The 16082-nt window shown below is 30.6% G+C and carries 17 protein-coding genes; 15 read left to right on the top strand and 2 right to left on the bottom strand.

What is annotated here, in order from left to right; translation table 11 throughout:
- The first annotated feature begins 45 nt into the window (after positions 1-45).
- The 12 genes from KPL37_RS10785 to KPL37_RS10730 all read left to right on the top strand — a co-directional run bounded on the left by KPL37_RS10785 (position 46) and on the right by KPL37_RS10730 (position 10541).
- Positions 46-771, top strand: a complete 726-nt coding sequence (locus KPL37_RS10785) for a VCBS repeat-containing protein (protein ID WP_216149184.1) — start codon at positions 46-48, stop codon at positions 769-771.
- Positions 772-805: 34 nt separating this feature from the next.
- Positions 806-1312: an amidase domain-containing protein gene (locus KPL37_RS10780; protein ID WP_216149182.1), complete on the top strand. Its 507-nt coding sequence runs from the start codon at positions 806-808 to the stop codon at positions 1310-1312.
- Between the two features lie 200 nt (positions 1313-1512).
- A complete protein-coding gene (locus tag KPL37_RS10775; RefSeq protein WP_343216253.1) occupies positions 1513-1881 on the top strand; it encodes a response regulator in 369 nt (122 codons plus the stop codon).
- A 16-nt stretch (positions 1882-1897) separates the two neighbouring features.
- Positions 1898-2770, top strand: a complete 873-nt coding sequence (locus KPL37_RS10770; protein ID WP_216149180.1) for a hypothetical protein — start codon at positions 1898-1900, stop codon at positions 2768-2770.
- Positions 2771-2951: 181 nt separating this feature from the next.
- Positions 2952-3098 (top strand): hypothetical protein, encoded by a 147-nt coding sequence (locus tag KPL37_RS10765; protein ID WP_216149178.1) that lies wholly within the window; start codon positions 2952-2954, stop codon positions 3096-3098.
- Positions 3099-3203: 105 nt separating this feature from the next.
- Positions 3204-3752 carry a ParB N-terminal domain-containing protein gene (locus KPL37_RS10760; protein ID WP_216149176.1) on the top strand — a complete coding sequence of 183 codons (549 nt, stop codon included), beginning with the start codon at positions 3204-3206 and terminating at the stop codon, positions 3750-3752.
- A gap of 461 nt (positions 3753-4213) precedes the next feature.
- Positions 4214-5359 carry an ABC transporter substrate-binding protein gene (locus KPL37_RS10755; protein WP_216149174.1) on the top strand — a complete coding sequence of 382 codons (1146 nt, stop codon included), beginning with the start codon at positions 4214-4216 and terminating at the stop codon, positions 5357-5359.
- Between the two features lie 87 nt (positions 5360-5446).
- Positions 5447-6325, top strand: coding sequence for a branched-chain amino acid ABC transporter permease (locus tag KPL37_RS10750; RefSeq protein WP_216149172.1), 879 nt, complete (start codon positions 5447-5449; stop codon positions 6323-6325).
- A 9-nt stretch (positions 6326-6334) separates the two neighbouring features.
- The gene (locus KPL37_RS10745) at positions 6335-7300 is read left to right on the top strand and encodes a branched-chain amino acid ABC transporter permease (protein ID WP_216149170.1); all 966 of its coding nucleotides are present in this window, start codon (positions 6335-6337) and stop codon (positions 7298-7300) included.
- Positions 7278-8051: an ABC transporter ATP-binding protein gene (locus KPL37_RS10740; RefSeq protein ID WP_216149168.1), complete on the top strand. Its 774-nt coding sequence runs from the start codon at positions 7278-7280 to the stop codon at positions 8049-8051. The genes KPL37_RS10745 and KPL37_RS10740 overlap by 23 nt, the downstream gene beginning before the upstream one ends.
- Entirely contained in the window at positions 8044-8748 is a 705-nt protein-coding gene (locus KPL37_RS10735; protein ID WP_216149166.1) for an ABC transporter ATP-binding protein, read from the top strand. The genes KPL37_RS10740 and KPL37_RS10735 overlap by 8 nt, the downstream gene beginning before the upstream one ends.
- Positions 8749-8960: 212 nt before the next feature.
- A complete protein-coding gene (locus KPL37_RS10730) occupies positions 8961-10541 on the top strand; it encodes a hypothetical protein (protein ID WP_216149164.1) in 1581 nt (526 codons plus the stop codon).
- 72 nt (positions 10542-10613) lie between these two features.
- Here KPL37_RS10730 and msrB read toward each other — a convergent pair whose 3' ends face one another.
- Positions 10614-11072 carry a peptide-methionine (R)-S-oxide reductase MsrB gene (gene msrB / locus KPL37_RS10725; protein WP_216149162.1) on the bottom strand — a complete coding sequence of 153 codons (459 nt, stop codon included), beginning with the start codon at positions 11070-11072 and terminating at the stop codon, positions 10614-10616.
- A 385-nt stretch (positions 11073-11457) separates the two neighbouring features.
- On the opposite strand from msrB, the gene KPL37_RS10720 reads away from it, so the two are divergent.
- The 3 genes from KPL37_RS10720 to KPL37_RS10710 all read left to right on the top strand — a co-directional run bounded on the left by KPL37_RS10720 (position 11458) and on the right by KPL37_RS10710 (position 14731).
- Positions 11458-11916, top strand: a complete 459-nt coding sequence (locus KPL37_RS10720; protein ID WP_216149160.1) for an Lrp/AsnC family transcriptional regulator — start codon at positions 11458-11460, stop codon at positions 11914-11916.
- Positions 11917-11963: 47 nt separating this feature from the next.
- Positions 11964-13376 (top strand): aspartate ammonia-lyase, encoded by a 1413-nt coding sequence (locus KPL37_RS10715; RefSeq protein ID WP_216149158.1) that lies wholly within the window; start codon positions 11964-11966, stop codon positions 13374-13376.
- Positions 13377-13564: 188 nt separating this feature from the next.
- The gene (locus tag KPL37_RS10710; RefSeq protein ID WP_216149156.1) at positions 13565-14731 is read left to right on the top strand and encodes an amidohydrolase; all 1167 of its coding nucleotides are present in this window, start codon (positions 13565-13567) and stop codon (positions 14729-14731) included.
- Positions 14732-14799: 68 nt separating this feature from the next.
- On the opposite strand, the gene KPL37_RS10705 is transcribed toward KPL37_RS10710, so the two are convergent.
- Complete coding sequence (locus KPL37_RS10705) at positions 14800-15936, bottom strand: trans-sulfuration enzyme family protein (protein ID WP_216149256.1); 1137 nt, start codon at positions 15934-15936, stop codon at positions 14800-14802.
- Positions 15937-16082: the final 146 nt, after the last annotated feature.

The raw sequence follows: 16082 nt of genomic DNA, 5'->3' as shown, positions 1-16082 counted from the left end.
GTTTCATAAAATATGATATAGAGCTTATAAAATAAAGGAGCCGTTATGTATAATAGTTATTTTAGAGATAATATGATAAAGTCAACAATTGTAGCTTATGCAAGTGGAGATCTAAATGGGGACAGAATTTCTGATAATGTTTATTTAACTGGTATAAAGACAAAAGGTAGTCAGTTCATTGAAAATATAACACTTGAAATACAAAATGGCATGACCGGGGAGTTTACTAATATAACATTCAATGATAATGCAGGATATAACCCTACAATATTTTTGGGCGATTTTACAGGTAACCATGTAGATGATATTTTGATAGGTATTAATTCAGGAGGCAGTGGCGGAATAATGTATTACTATATTTATTCGTTTATTAACAATAAAGAACATTTGCTGTTTGACTTTAATGTATATAACGATTTATACAAATATGATGTTATATATAAAGACAATTATAAGGTTGAAGTTATTAGTAAAACAAATAAACAAAAATATATTATTGATATATCAAACAAAGGATTTGATTATTTAGATGAAATATATTATGAAAATGGAAAACTAAAGGGACCAATCAATGGATTTGTAAATCCAATTAGTGGATTATATCCTGTAGATTTCGACTCAAATAATGTGTATGAGCTATTAGCATATCAAAAGATTGCTGGTAGATATAATGCCGACTCTTTAGGGTATATATTAAATACTTTAAAATGGGAAAATAGTAGATTTGATTTGTATAATCAGAATATAGCTATTTTTGGAGCACAATTATAAGTTTATTTTGATATAAATCTAAAGGAGTAGTAGTATGGCAAATAAGTATGATAGAAAACTAGCAACAAGTTATGCATTGAAGTACGCTCTTGAGGCAAACAAAAAATATAAGTTCTACGAATTTGTGAATGGAAGTGGAGGGGATTGTACTAATTTTGTTTCTCAGTGTTTAAGGGCCGGGGGAGCAACTATGGATTACAATAATATTAGACCTTGGTGGTATGAGGGGAGCGGTAAAGCATCAATCTGTTGGGCTGTTGCTAATTCCCTATTCTGGTATTTAAAAACCAATCAAAAACTAAATAGAAATGTTATTAAGGGTTCTGAGATAGAGGATTTAAGTAAACTTGAAATTGGGGATGTAGTATTTTACGAAAACTATAATAATTCTATTTTTCATGCTGCAATAATAACATCATTTATAGAAGAGTCCGGAAGTAAGGAACCTCGAATATCTCAACATTCATACAATCAAATTAATGAAACATATATAAAGAGTTATGATTATAAAAAAGCGCATTTTCTTAAAATTACATTATGATAACTACATGTGTTATTTTTAATTTAATAGTACTCAAATTTAGATATTAAAAAATATAGACTTACAAATTAGTAAGTCTATATTTTTATTTACTATTTTTGATAAAATATACAGTAAAAAAAGGTTTTTTTTGGAATTGTGACGAAAGTAAATATAGAAAAGAAAATTTAATGTTTGTTATTATATTAGGAGGGGTTAAAGTGACAGAAAATTTGCTGAAAATATTGGTTTGTGATGATTCTATGCTAATTAGAAAAAAGTTAAAAGAGGTATTAAAAAGTTGTGGGTACACTAATATTTTAGAAGCATCTAATGGGCAAGAAGCCGTAGACAGTTACAAAGAGAATAATCCCGATTTGGTATTTATGGATATCATTATGCCTTTTAAAAATGGAATTGAGGCTGTTAAAGAAATAATAGAATTTGATAATGATGCAAGGGTAGTAATGGCTTCTTCAGCTGGAACAAAAGAACACGTAAAAGTTGCGATAAAAGCAGGAGCATTTGAATTTGTTCAAAAACCTTGGGAAAAGGAACAAATCAATAAAATTCTTCTTAATCTAAAATAAGTGAGGAGGTCATGCAATGTTTAGTCAATATTTTGGTCAATATTTATTAAATGAAAAATATTTAACAACTGAGCAATTAAAGACGGCAGTAGAATACCAACAATCAGTACGATTAAAGCTAGGGGTTTTGGCAGTAAATGCAGGATATATGAACGCGGATCAAGCAAATAATGTACATTCAATGCAAACAAAACTTGATAGGCGGTTTGGAGAAATAGCGGTTGATATGGAATATTTAAAAGAAGAACAAGTAGATGAATTGCTTTCATCTCAAAGATTTGGACATCTTCTGCTTGCACAAGCACTAATTGATAAAAATTATATGTCATTAGTAAAGTTTGAAGAGGCAATTTACGAGTATAAGAAAAAATATAATATTTCGGAAGCTCAGTTTGATAAATTGCAAAGAGATGATGTAAATGAGATTATAGATATTTATGTAAATTTAAAAAATGATAAATGTGGTACAGAAATAAAAAATTACATAGCGTTATTTATGAGAAATGTAATTCGGTTTATTGATTCTGAGGTTTATACGAATAAAATTATGAAAGTTAAAGAATTCAAGACAGAATGTTGTGTAAGTCAAAGAATAAAAAATTCAATTAATTTTTCCACTTACATTAATGCAAAGGAAGATGTTTTTGCATTAGTAGCATCTAGATATGCAGAGGAGGAATTATTAATTGTAGATGAAATGGCTAAAGATTCTGTAGGTGAATTTTTGAATTTAAACAATGGGTTATATCTTGTAGGAATGTCTAATATAGGCATAGAACTTGACATGGAGCCTCAGGCAGAATTTTTTGGAAAAATAATATATTCAAGCTATGTTATCCCAATAGAATTACCTTTTGGTACAATGGAACTTATTATATCTCATTTGTAGATAAATATTATTAAAATTACATGCTTTTATATGTAAATAATATAGGTTAATAATAAAAAAGGTAATAAGATTAAAATTGTAATTTTATCTGTAAAATGATACAATGAACTCATAATAAAAAGTAAATATAATAAATAAATTTTGTGAAAAATATTTTAAAATAATTAATGGGGTGAGGTCTGTGTTAGCCTATAATAAAATTTCTGAAACTGAAAAACCTGAAACAACATCAAACATAGACATAGATAAACTTACCTGCGTTAAAATCAATATGGGGTTAAAATCTAATTTATTCAGAAAACACCTAGAAGCGGAACTCGCTTTCTAGGTGTTTTATTTTTGAAATTTGTGATATGTGAAATTTTTAAAATATTATTTATTATTATGTTATGCTTTGTTAAAAAATAAAAAGGACTAAAAGGAGAATTTATTTATGAATAAAAGCGAAATTATAATTAAGGGACTACCTGTAAAAACAAATAGGCTAGAGAGTGGAGATGTTAATTTACTCTTTAAAATAGGAACTTATGATGATATGGAATCAGTTTATAGAGTAGTTGTAAAAAAAGATTATTGGAGAGATGCTGTAATAGGTATGGAGGATGTAAATTATTTTGTGATTAAAGGAGAACTTAAAGCATGTGTAAATCGAAAAGGTACACCTTTTATTTCAGTAGAAGCAACATCAATAAAAATATTTCACTTGTTAAAAGACGAAAATGGGCAAATAGATTTAAATTGTGAAATGCCAACTGGAACTGATGAAATAATGGATATATCAAAGCTAGTAAATGAAAATGAAAGTATGTCTTTAAAACGATCAAAAAACAAGGCATTAAATTATATGAAAAATAATAATAAGTTTAATAAACCAATTGTCGTTAAAAAAGGAAGTCTCGTCATTGTATCAGGACATGATCAATACGCAGCAGCACAGGAACTTGGAATAAATAATGTTCCAATTTCATATTCGGATAATTAGCAAGCGGGAACTTTGTTCCCGCTTGTTTTTCGTTAAGGATAAATTAAAACAAAATATTTAATATATATACAAAATAAAATACTTTTAATATATCTGAATTTCTAACAAAACAATAGTCACACTTATAATCGAATAAGCATAATATAAAGAATAGCTGCATAAATTGCAGCTTTTTTTTATAATTAGATTTACAATTTTAAATTAAATTAAACGAGTCATGCAATTATTATAAAAATAAAAGATTTGAAATATTTATTTTTAATTAATTCAAAAAACATTGAAAAGCGTAAAATTATATGATATTATTAATAAAAATTACAAATTATGAATAATGTATAAATCAATTATTCATAATTTGCAATCGTGTGGTAATTGTTTTACAGGATATTAATACACAATTATTTGGAAATGTGTAAGTAATATTTATCTGAAATAATATGAAATTTAGGGGGGGTTATTAAATGTTTAAAAAGAAAATGTCTTTATTACTATCTATGGCTATGGCTATAGGATTACTTGCAGGATGCGGTGCCAAAAGTGCATCAACTACAGGGGATATCAAAATTGGAGTTGTGTTACCACTCACAGGTGCGGTTTCATCTTTTGGAAAATCTGGACAAAATGGAATAAAATTATTAGAAGATCAAGTTAATAAAGACGGTGGAATTAATGGACGAAAGATTAAATTTATTTACGAAGATGATGAGGGCAAACCAGATACAGCAACAACAGTTGGTACAAAACTTATTAGTAGTGATAATGTTGTAGCAATAGTTGGACCATTAACAAGCGGATCTGCTATAGCACTAGGACCAATAGCTACTCAAAGTAAGGTGCCAATGATTACAGGAACAGGAACAAATCCAGACGTTACAACTAAAGGAGGAGAATATGTTTATAGAGCGTGTTTTATAGATCCTTTCCAAGGAACAGTTGTGGCAAAATTTGCATCAGGAGATTTAAAGGCAAAAACTGCTGCTATTCTTTATGATAATGGTAATGATTATTCTAAAGGCTTGGCTGAGTACTTCGAGAAGGCTTTTGTAGCTGCAGGTGGAAAAATAGTTGCTAAAGAAACTTATGCTACAGGTGATAAAGACTTTAAAGCTCAACTTACAAAAATAAAACCAACAAAACCCGATGTAGTATTACTTCCTGATTATTATTCAACAGTTGGAAACATTGCAAAACAAGCAAGAGCAATCGATATTAATGTTCCATTATTAGGTGGAGATGGTTGGGATTCTGCAGAATTATTTAAAGTTGGTGGAGCTGCAGTTAATGGATGTTACTTATCTGATCATTACTCAGCACAGGACAAAGCAGCACTAGCTGTTACATTTAGGAAAGAATACAAAGCAAAATACAACTTGGAAGCAGATGCTATGGCAGTTTTAAATTATGATGCAGCAAAAATAATGGTAGAAGCTATAAAAACTGCTGGCAAAACGGATGGTCCAAGTATTATAACAGCACTTGCAAAAACAAATCTTGAAGTAATATCTGGTAAAGTAACTTTTGATAAGAACAGAGATGCAATTAAAGGAGCTGTAATTTTAAAAGTTATAGACGGTAAGTTCAATTTTGTTAAGAAGCTTGTTCCTTAATAAATAAAGTTAGTAGACATACCTCATTAATAAATTGGGGTATGTCTGTATTTTAAAATATAAACAAATGGAAATGGGGGGAAATATATGGAACTTTTACAACAGATTATTAATGGCCTATCATTAGGTTTCGTGTATGCATTAATTGCAATTGGTTATACAATGGTATATGGAATTATTGGACTTATAAATTTTGCTCATGGTGATGTTTTTATGGTCGGAGGATATTTTGGCTTTTTCGCTGCAACCATGCTACATTTAAGTTTTATACCTACATTATTAATAGCAATGGGTGCGGCAGCATTAACAGGTGTGGTTGTTGAAAAGATAGCATACAAGCCTTTAAGAAATTCACCAAAACTATCTATATTAATAACAGCTATTGCAATGTCAGTACTTCTTGAGAATTTAGTAAGACTCAAGATGACGACTGATCCACAAACATATCCAGAGACGCTTTTGCCAGCACATGTTATTCATTTTGCAGGTTTAAGCATTGATAATCGTCAACTTATAATTATAGGAATATCGATAGTACTTGTTATAATACTTCAATTTATAGTTTTCAAAACTAAAACAGGTAAAGCAATGAGAGCAGCTTCTTTTGATAAGGATGCAGCAGCTCTTATGGGAATCAACGTGAATTCAATTATTTCAATAACTTTTGCAATTGGTTCAGCTTTAGCCGGAGCTGCAGGAGTTCTTGTAGGGATTTTGTATTCAAGTATAGACCCTTATATGGGAATAATGCCTGGTCTAAAAGCTTTTGTTGCAGCGGTCCTAGGCGGAATTGGTATAATTCCAGGTGCTTTATGGGGCGGACTAATAATGGGGCTAGTTGAAACTTTTAGTAAGGTTTATATATCATCTAGTTACTCAGATGCTATAGCATTTTCAATTCTTATTATTATTTTAATTGTTAAGCCTTCTGGACTTCTTGGTAAGAAAACCAGAGAGAAAGTGTAGGTGATGAAAATGAGGAAAGAACTTAAAAATACTATTATATTACTTGTTATTGGAGTTATATTGTTTTTCACTTTATCATTTTTAATGGATACTGAAATATTAAATAGATATTATGCAAGAATAGTAATTCTAATTTGTATTAATGTCATTCTTGCAGTAAGTTTAAATCTTATTATAGGAATTACAGGACAGTTAACACTTGGACATGCAGGATTTATGTCTATAGGAGCATATGCAGCGGCAATGGCTACAATTCAATTAAATTTACCGTTTCCTATAGCACTTCTTCTTGGTGGATTGGCTGCTGGGTTAATCGGATATCTTATTGGTCTTCCGACTTTAAGTTTAAAGGGTGATTATCTTGCCATAACTACTTTAGGTTTTGGAGAAATAATAAGAGTTGTTATCACAAATATAGAACAGCTTGGAGGAGGACGTGGACTTTCGGGAATACCTCCTAAAACTAATTTTGCTTGGGTGTTTTTTATAATGGTACTAACCATTTTAATAATTTACAATATAGCACGTTCTTCGCAAGGTAGAGCTATGATGTCAGTACGCGAGGATGAAATAGCTGCAGAGGCTATGGGTATTAACACTACAAAGTATAAGATTATGGCTTTTGTTATAGGGTCATTCTTTGCAGGTATTGCAGGTGGATTATTTTCACATTATCTAATGTATATTAAACCAGAACAATTTGGGTTCTTAAAATCAGTAGATTTAGTTACTTATGTAGTTATGGGCGGAATGGGAAGTTTAACAGGTAGTGTATTATCAACAGGAATACTCACAGTTCTTCCAGAATTCCTAAGATTTATGAATGATTATAGAATGATTATCTATCCACTTGCTCTTATTGTTATTATGAGATTTAGACCACAAGGTTTAATGGGAACAAAAGAATTATCTATGAAAATATTTGATAAATTTTCAAAAGGAAGTGATAAAGATGCAGCTTTTAAAGGTAAATGATCTTACAATTAAATTTGGTGGGCTAACAGCTGTTTCTGATTTCACACTTAACCTTTCTGACCATGATCTTGTAGGGTTAATTGGACCTAATGGAGCAGGGAAAACTACAATTTTTAATATGTTAACAGGTGTATATGCTCCAACATCTGGAACTATTGAATTTAATGGAGAGTTTATACAAGGCATAAAACCTTATGATATTACTAAAAAAAGAATTGCTAGAACTTTTCAGAATATAAGATTATTTAAGGACTTAACAGTTCTTGATAATGTGAAAATATCATTTAATTATAATGTTAAATATAATTTGTTCCATTCAATATTAAGGCTTCCAAAGTTTAATAAAGAGGAAGCTGAGATTGAAGAGAAAGCACTTGAAATTCTTAAGGTATTTAATCTTGAAGGTAAGAGAGATGAGCTTGCATGCAATCTGCCCTATGGAGAACAACGAAGACTTGAAATAGCGAGAGCTCTTGCCGCAGAACCTAAATTATTATTACTAGATGAACCCGCAGCTGGTATGAATCCAAAGGAAACTCATGAATTAATGGGGCTCATAAATTGGGTAAGGGATGAATTCAAGATAGCTATATTATTAATTGAGCATGACATGAAACTAGTTATGGGAGTTTGCGAGAGAATAATAGTCGTAGATTACGGTAAGGTAATAGCAGAGGGTTCGCCTGATGAAATAAAGAACAACCCTAAGGTAATTGAGGCATACCTTGGAGAGGAGGTAACTGATGCTTAAAATTGATGAGTTAAATGTAAACTATGGTGCAATACATGCATTACATGATATTAGTTTGCATGTAAAAGAGGGAGAAATAGTTACACTTATAGGTGCTAATGGGGCTGGAAAAACTTCAATATTAAGAGCTATCTCAGGTCTTATTCCTATAAAGTCAGGTAGCGTTTTATTTGAAGGCAAACCAATTCATAATACTGCCGCTTATAAACTCTCAAAGCTAGGTATTGCACATGTGCCAGAGGGGAGAAGAATATTTGCTAATATGTCAGTTATGGAAAATCTAGAACTAGGAGCTTATATTAGAAAAGATAAGAGCGATGTAGCAAAAGACTATGAGATGGTTTTTGACAAATTTCCAAGGCTTAAAGAAAGAATAAAGCAAATGGCTGGAACATTAAGTGGTGGAGAACAGCAAATGCTTGCTATGGGAAGAGCCCTCATGGTAAGACCAAGAATATTACTGTTAGATGAGCCATCTATGGGACTCGCACCACTGGTAGTAAGAAATATATTCTCTATAATAGAAGAAATAAATAAGTCAGGAACTACAGTTTTGCTTGTAGAACAAAATGCTCATATGGCACTATCGATTGCACATAAAGCATATGTTTTAGAAACTGGAAAAATAGTTTTAGAAGGTAGTGCGAAAGAGTTATTAACTAATGATGCTATAAGAAGTGCATATCTTGGCGAGTAAGGTTCTTTGTACTAAAATGTTAATGTGATTGTTATTTACTCACTCCTATTTTGGAGTGAGTTTTTGTACGTTACTGGAATAAAAAGATGTTGAGAATATGTTTGAATATAGGATGCATTCAAGTTATAATATAGTATGTAAACAAGCTATATTATATTAAATATGATACTTTGTTTGTTTTGTAGATTTATATTAATGTTTGGAGGGACCAAATGCGTTGCAAGAGCTGTAATAATGAATTTATTAATATTAATGGATTAAAGTTTTGCCCATATTGTGGAGAAAAAATAGAAGAAAAAATAGATGCGCAAAGTGAAACTATTCCTAATGATAAAGGAACTGGAAATGAAAAAAATATAGTTGAGCCGCCCTTAGATGAGAAAAAAGAGCAAGATACTTCGACTATGCCTGTAATATCAGATAAAGATATAAGAAAGTATAAAAGAGATAAAATTTTTGATTGGGTTAAGAAAACATTTATACATAGGAAAGTAATTATACCTATGATAGCAATAATTTCTGTAATTACAGTATTAGTATTTGCATACTCATTTTTTATCGTTAGACCTATTGATGATGTAAGAATAAAGGAAGACCTTATAGGAACAGTTGTAACACTTCCGAAGGGGACAATCATAAGAATTAACAAAGATAACATGAAAAGCTTAATTATAAGTAATCGGAATACACAAAAGAGTAAAGATGAAATAAACGTATCGGTAACTCTAAATAATGATGCTGTTGAGGCAAAGGTTCTGTTAGCGGTAGTGTATCTTAGAGGAGGTAAAAACGAATGGAAAGCTAATGGAAAACCAGTACTCCTTAATATTACTTCAGTGAAACCAGTGGTAGGAATAAATGATAAGATATTCTTAGCTGAATTAAAAAAATTAAAAATGACTATCGGGAATACACAAGAAGCATTAGATGGACAAAATGTTAAAAATATTGAGATAACATTAAGGACACCAGACCTTCAAAACGGAAAAGAAAAAATCTTAGTTGCAACGACTATAGATAGCGGGCTTCTTAAGGTCTCTGGAAAAATAAAATGTAGTCTTGTTTTTGAGAATGAAGCTTGGAGTATTAATTCTATAGAAGCAAATAGCGTAGATGATTTTAAGCTAGCACTATCGCCAGCTTTTTCAGATGAAAAGGTTATTCAACTTATAAGAAATCAAGGACTTGCGGAAACGGTATCCTATTCTGATTTTTTTGGAGGCAAAGGATTCACTGTAAAGGATGGATTTACTAAGAGTATTAATATATCAGAAAAAACGTTTAATGCAAAAAAAGGAACACTAAATCTTACTGCCAAGAGAGAAAATGTAGCAGGAGAAATAAAGTCAGTATTATCAACTAATTATACTTTCTCGATATCTTTAAGCGATATATCTTTATTAAACGGATCAGAAACTACCGTTGATAGTGCCTCGGTAAACAATATTCCTGAGTCGTTAATTATACCTTCTATTACTAATGGTGAAATTGAAGGAAGTAATCTGCTTTTCTGGTGGTCTAATAACCACAAGGTAACAGAGGAAGAATCGAAGACTTTTAAAACTGATAAGACATTATCCACAAAAGGCTTAAAAAATATAAAATATGTTTATGGAAATATTACGTATAAAGATGATAAAAACAATAAAAATAATGATAGAAATGTTTCTATTGTAGCAGTTTACTTTCTGGTTTATGATGAAACCGATGGATATAATTGGAAAATAAATAAACTAATTAGTGAGGACTCACCTAATTATAAGACATATATTAATTTAAAAAATGGTCAATAGTTCTTTATAACAAAATTAGCCTAAAGCGATTGCTTTAGGCTAATTTTACTTATGCGCCCGGATTGGGCGAAATCACTCCTTCTTAAATAGTTTCAAATAATTTTCATACCCGACCTCCTTAAGTTTGTTAACTGGTATAAATTTTAATGATGCGCTATTTATGCAATATCTTAATCCGCCGTCATCACGAGGACCATCATCGAAAACATGACCTAGATGGCTGTCACCATAAAAACTTCTTACTTCTGTTCTCATCATCCCAAGGGTTATATCTTTATTTTCTTTAACATTATCATTATTCACAGGTTTAGTAAAACTAGGCCATCCACAACCTGAATCAAATTTATCAAGAGAAGTAAATAATGGTTCGCCGCTGCCTATATCTACATATATTCCTTCTTCTTTGTTATTCCAGAATTCATTGTCAAAAGATCTTTCAGTTGCATTTTCCTGAGTTACTTCAAACTGAATTTGTGTTAATTCTTTTTTTAACTGTTCTTTACTTTTTTTTGTATATAACTTTTTTTCCATAACAAAAACCTCCTTTAAAAATGTATATTATTTTTTCTAAATGATTTTAGAGATATATGAAGCTTAACCATTTTACAATATTTAAGCAAGTTATAGTTAGTATATACTAAATTTACAAAAAAGTACTGATATTATTTACTATGTAAGGTGATATCATTAAAATTGTTAATATTGAAGCGACCCATGGGATGAGTTTATAACATATATATAAGGCTAAGCACCTAATTTTTTTAGGTTAATTAATATCAGTAAACGTAAACAATTAAAAATATAAGGGAAAAACGTGTATTTTATTAAATAATTATGCAAATATAGATAATGTATTTAATTTATTTAATCATATGATATAATATACCTAATAATATTATTTAAGAGGTGATTTTGTATGGACAATATCGATATTAAAATACTTAAACTTTTGCAACAAAATTCTAGAGTTACAGCTTCTGAAATAAGCACTCAAATTAATTTATCCATACCTGCAGTAGGAGATAGATTAAAAAAACTTGATAATGCTGGCATTATTGAAAAATATACTATAATATTAAATGCTAAAAAATTCAACAAAGATCTTATGATAATAACCTTTGTATCACTTGAATCACCGAAGTTTACAGATTTGTTTATTAATACGATTCTAGTAGATAACGAAATTGTAGAATGTCATTATTTGGCTGGTGATTATGACTATGTTTTAAAAATTATTACAGAGAGTACAGAAAGCTTAGAAAGAATTTTAAACAAAATAAAAAATATACCAGGTGTTCAAAAAACTAAGACTACAGTTTCTCTTTCTACAATAAAAAATAATTATTCTATTATACCAAGTGAAATTATTAATTAGATTATAAAGTAAGATTAATAAAAAATATAGAGAGGAAGGTAATTTAAATGAATTTTAGATTAGAAAGCGATTCAATTGGATCAAAACAAGTACCAATGGAGGCATATTATGGGGTACAGACTTTAAGGTGTGCTGAGAATTTTAAAATAACAGGACTAGGAATGTTAAAGGAATTTATCAAAAGCCTTGCAGAAATAAAAAAGGCAGCAGCAATAACAAATAATGAAGTTGGGCTTTTAGATAAAAAGATTGAAGAAGCTATTATAGTGGCCTGTGATGAAATAATAGAGGGTAAGCTGCAAGATCAATTCATAGTAGATCCTATTCAAGGTGGAGCAGGTACAAGTATGAATATGAATTCTAATGAAGTAATTGCAAACAGAGCTATAGAAATACTTGGAGGACAAAAGGGAGATTATAGTATAGTTCACCCTAACGACCATATAAATTATGGACAATCTACAAATGATGTTATTCCTACAGCAGGTAAAATGACCGCCTTAAAACTTATTCCAAAGGCAATAGCTGAACTTTCTAAACTTTATGATGCTTTTAACGAAAAATCAAAAGAGTTCGATGATGTTATAAAAATGGGAAGAACTCAGATGCAAGATGCAATTCCAATAAGGCTTGGACAAGAATTTAAAGCTTACAGTTCAGTTATAAGGAGAGATATCTTACGACTTGAAAAAGCTAAGGAAGAATTAAAAGTTGTAAATATGGGTGGTACTGCAATCGGAACTGGTATGAATGCTGATATACAATATTTTAACAAGATAGTACCAAATATTTCTAAAATATCAAATATAGAATTAAAACAAGCTATAGATTTAATAGATGCAACGCAAAACTTAGATGGCTTTGTAATAGTATCTAGTGTTATTAAAGCTTGCGCAGTTAACTTATCAAAAATAGCAAATGATTTAAGACTTATGTCATCAGGGCCAAGAACGGGATTTGGTGAGATTAATCTTCCATCAAAACAAAATGGTTCTTCTATGATGCCAGGAAAAGTAAATCCTGTAATACCAGAAGTAATAAGTCAAGTAGCTTTCAATATTATAGGAAATGATATAACAATAACTATGGCTGCAGAAGCTGGCCAATTGGAACTAAATGCTTTTGAACCAGTTATATTCTATAATTTATTTCAATCTATAGAGACTCTAACTAATGGAGTAAACACTTTTGTTGTTAACTGTGTTTCTGGAATAACTGCAAATAGAGAAAGATGTAAAGAATTGGTGGAAAATAGTGTTGGTATTATTACAGCAATTTGCCCACATATTGGTTATAAAAAGGCTGCTGAAATTGCAAAAATTGCTTTAAATAGTAAACAATCAGTAAGAGAATTAATATTAAAAGATGGGATTTTAAGTGAAAATGAACTTAATGATATATTAGATATAGAATTAATGACGAAGCCTGGTATATTAGCAAAAGAATTAATGGTAGTTTAAAAAAGAGAGCGATTTAAATATATGTGATCCCCATTAAATGGACATAACTATTAAATAGTTATAAAATCCATTTGGTGGGGCTATTTTATGTGGTATGATGCATATATTATTATTTCAAAAGCAAAGAGAGTTATATTAGTAGGATATAATGATAATACAGATTTAAAAAAATTAAGGGGTATAATATTATGGGAAATGAGAAATTATCAGAGAATATTAATAATTTAGAGAAAAAACTTATAAGTATAAGGCATAGCTTGCATAAACATCCAGAGTTATCTAATGAGGAATTTGAAACAACTAAAACTTTACGCAAATTACTAAACGAGGCTGAAATTCGTGTACTTAATTTACCACTAGAAACAGGACTTGTTGCAGAAATAAAGGGAGATAGGGAAGGACCTATTATTGCTATTCGTGGAGATATTGATGCACTCCCTATTTTTGAGGAAACAGATTTAGAATATAAATCACAAGTTATTGGTAAAATGCATGCATGTGGTCATGATTTTCATGCATCTGTTATTTTAGGTGCAGCTTATTTATTAAAGCAGCAAGAATCAACACTCGCAGGAACGGTAAGAATTATATTTCAGCCAGCGGAGGAGTTAGGACACGGGGCGGAAAAGGTCATAGAAAGTGGTGGATTATCTAACGTAGCTGCAATTTTTGGACTCCATAGTGCACCAGATTTAGATGTGGGAAGTTTTGGAACAAAGGTGGGAGCAATGACTGCAGCCGTTGATAGGTTTGAAATTGAAATTGAGGGTATTGGTACTCATGCGTCATCACCAGAAAAGGGAATTGACCCAATTATTGTTGCGGCTCACATAATTACAGCGCTCCAGACAATTGTTAGCCGTAATGTTAGCACATTTGATCAAGTACTTATTAGTGTCACTCATATTGAAGGTGGTAACACGTGGAATGTAATACCAACTAAGGCTTATCTTGAAGGGACTGTACGTACCGTTAATGCTAAAACACGTGAGTTTGTTCCAAATAAAATGAGACAAATAGTTAAAGGAATGGCGGACTCATTTGGAGCAACTGCTGAGCTTAAATGGTACAGCGGCCCACCAGCAACAAATAACAATGAAGATTGGACAGCAGTTGCATTAGACGTTGCACAGATTCAAGGATATGTTATTAAAAAACTTCCGGACACATTAATTGGTGAAGATTTTGCAGTTTACCAAGAGAAAATACCGGGTGCATTTGTAAATATTGGTACAGGTGTATCATATTCACTTCATCATCCCAAATTTAATGTAGATGATGATGCACTTTTGCCAGCTGCCAATTACTTTGCAAAACTGGCTCAGTGTGCATTGGTTATACTTAAAGAAAAATAATTCTAATTAATATGGACTAAAAAACACATTCCTATAAATATAGGAATGTGGTTTTTACTTTTATAAAATTATAGTTCTAATGCTCTTGTTAAATCAGCAACTATATCAGAAACATTTTCAACACCCACTGATAATCTTACTAAATGATCAGTTATTCCAATTTCTTGTCTAATTTCATATGGAATTGCAGCATGTGTCATAGTTGCAGGATGGCAGATTAATGATTCTACTCCTCCTAGGCTTTCTCCAAAAGTTATTAATTCTAAACTTTCTAAGAACTTTTTATAATCATAATCTTTATTTAGAACAAAAGAAATGATACCACCATATCCGTTTGCTTGTTTTTCTTGTATTTTATGTCCAGGATGGTCAACAAATCCTGGATAATATACTTTTTCTACTTCTTTTCTATCTCTTAAGAATTCAGATACAACTTTTGCATTTGAGTTGTGTCTGTCCATTCTTAGTGCTAGAGTTTTGATACCCCTTATTAATAAGAAAGAATCAAATGGTGATAAAATTCCACCAGTAGAGTTTTGTATGAATACAATTCTTTCTGCAAGTTCTTTATTATTTACGACAACAAGGCCTGCAATTAAATCACTGTGTCCACTTAGATATTTTGTAGCGCTATGAATAACTATATCAGCACCAAGGGTAATTGGTTTTTGTAGGTATGGAGTCATAAACGTATTATCTACAATTAAGAGTAAGTTATTCTTTTTAGCAATTTTTGCAACTGCAACAATATCTGTAATACCCATTAAAGGATTTGTTGGTGTTTCTATAAAAATAGCTTTTACACTATCATCAATTTTGTTTTCTAACTGAGTTATATCAGATGAATCAAATAAAGTATAATGTATACCAAAATTATTGAAATATTTGTCTATAACTCTAAATGTTCCACCATAAATATTATTTGATATTAAAATTCTATCTCCTGTTTTAAATAGTGACAATGTAGCAGTTGTGGCTGCCATACCTGAAGCAAATGCGAAACCTGCATAACCTTGTTCAAGATCTGTAATGAGTTTTTCGACGGCTTCGCGTGTTGGATTTCCTGATCTTGAATACTCATAAGCATTATCAGAATCAAATTTACCTTTTTTGAACGTAGATGTCTGATAAATGGGAACATTTACTGCACCAGTACGAGCATCCCCATCTATCCCACCGTGTATTAATAATGATTCGATTTTTATATCTTTTTTCATAATTTTTCCTCCTCTATTAATTTGATAGTGTTAACACTATCTTTGTTTTATTTATTTAAAACCCTGCTATTGCAAGGATTGTAGCTGTTTTTAGCACAAAAAACAATGACCCCCTCTATTTGGTATAATTGTTG

This window comes from Clostridium frigoris, from assembly GCF_018861865.1.
GTDB classification, from domain to species: Bacteria; Bacillota; Clostridia; order Clostridiales; family Clostridiaceae; genus Clostridium_AD; species Clostridium_AD frigoris.
This window is presented reverse-complemented; position numbering and strand designations above follow the sequence as displayed.

Coding starts and splice junctions, on each gene's coding strand:
- KPL37_RS10785 (WP_216149184.1), top strand. CDS start 46: ATGTATAATAGTTATTTTAGAGATAATATGATAAAGTCAACAATTGTA.
- KPL37_RS10755 (WP_216149174.1), top strand. CDS start 4,214: ATGTTTAAAAAGAAAATGTCTTTATTACTATCTATGGCTATGGCTATA.
- KPL37_RS10720 (WP_216149160.1), top strand. CDS start 11,458: ATGGACAATATCGATATTAAAATACTTAAACTTTTGCAACAAAATTCT.
- KPL37_RS10760 (WP_216149176.1), top strand. CDS start 3,204: ATGAATAAAAGCGAAATTATAATTAAGGGACTACCTGTAAAAACAAAT.
- KPL37_RS10750 (WP_216149172.1), top strand. CDS start 5,447: ATGGAACTTTTACAACAGATTATTAATGGCCTATCATTAGGTTTCGTG.
- KPL37_RS10770 (WP_216149180.1), top strand. CDS start 1,898: ATGTTTAGTCAATATTTTGGTCAATATTTATTAAATGAAAAATATTTA.
- KPL37_RS10740 (WP_216149168.1), top strand. CDS start 7,278: ATGCAGCTTTTAAAGGTAAATGATCTTACAATTAAATTTGGTGGGCTA.
- KPL37_RS10715 (WP_216149158.1), top strand. CDS start 11,964: ATGAATTTTAGATTAGAAAGCGATTCAATTGGATCAAAACAAGTACCA.
- msrB (WP_216149162.1), bottom strand. CDS start 11,072: ATGGAAAAAAAGTTATATACAAAAAAAAGTAAAGAACAGTTAAAAAAA.
- KPL37_RS10735 (WP_216149166.1), top strand. CDS start 8,044: ATGCTTAAAATTGATGAGTTAAATGTAAACTATGGTGCAATACATGCA.
- KPL37_RS10745 (WP_216149170.1), top strand. CDS start 6,335: ATGAGGAAAGAACTTAAAAATACTATTATATTACTTGTTATTGGAGTT.
- KPL37_RS10730 (WP_216149164.1), top strand. CDS start 8,961: ATGCGTTGCAAGAGCTGTAATAATGAATTTATTAATATTAATGGATTA.
- KPL37_RS10710 (WP_216149156.1), top strand. CDS start 13,565: ATGGGAAATGAGAAATTATCAGAGAATATTAATAATTTAGAGAAAAAA.
- KPL37_RS10780 (WP_216149182.1), top strand. CDS start 806: ATGGCAAATAAGTATGATAGAAAACTAGCAACAAGTTATGCATTGAAG.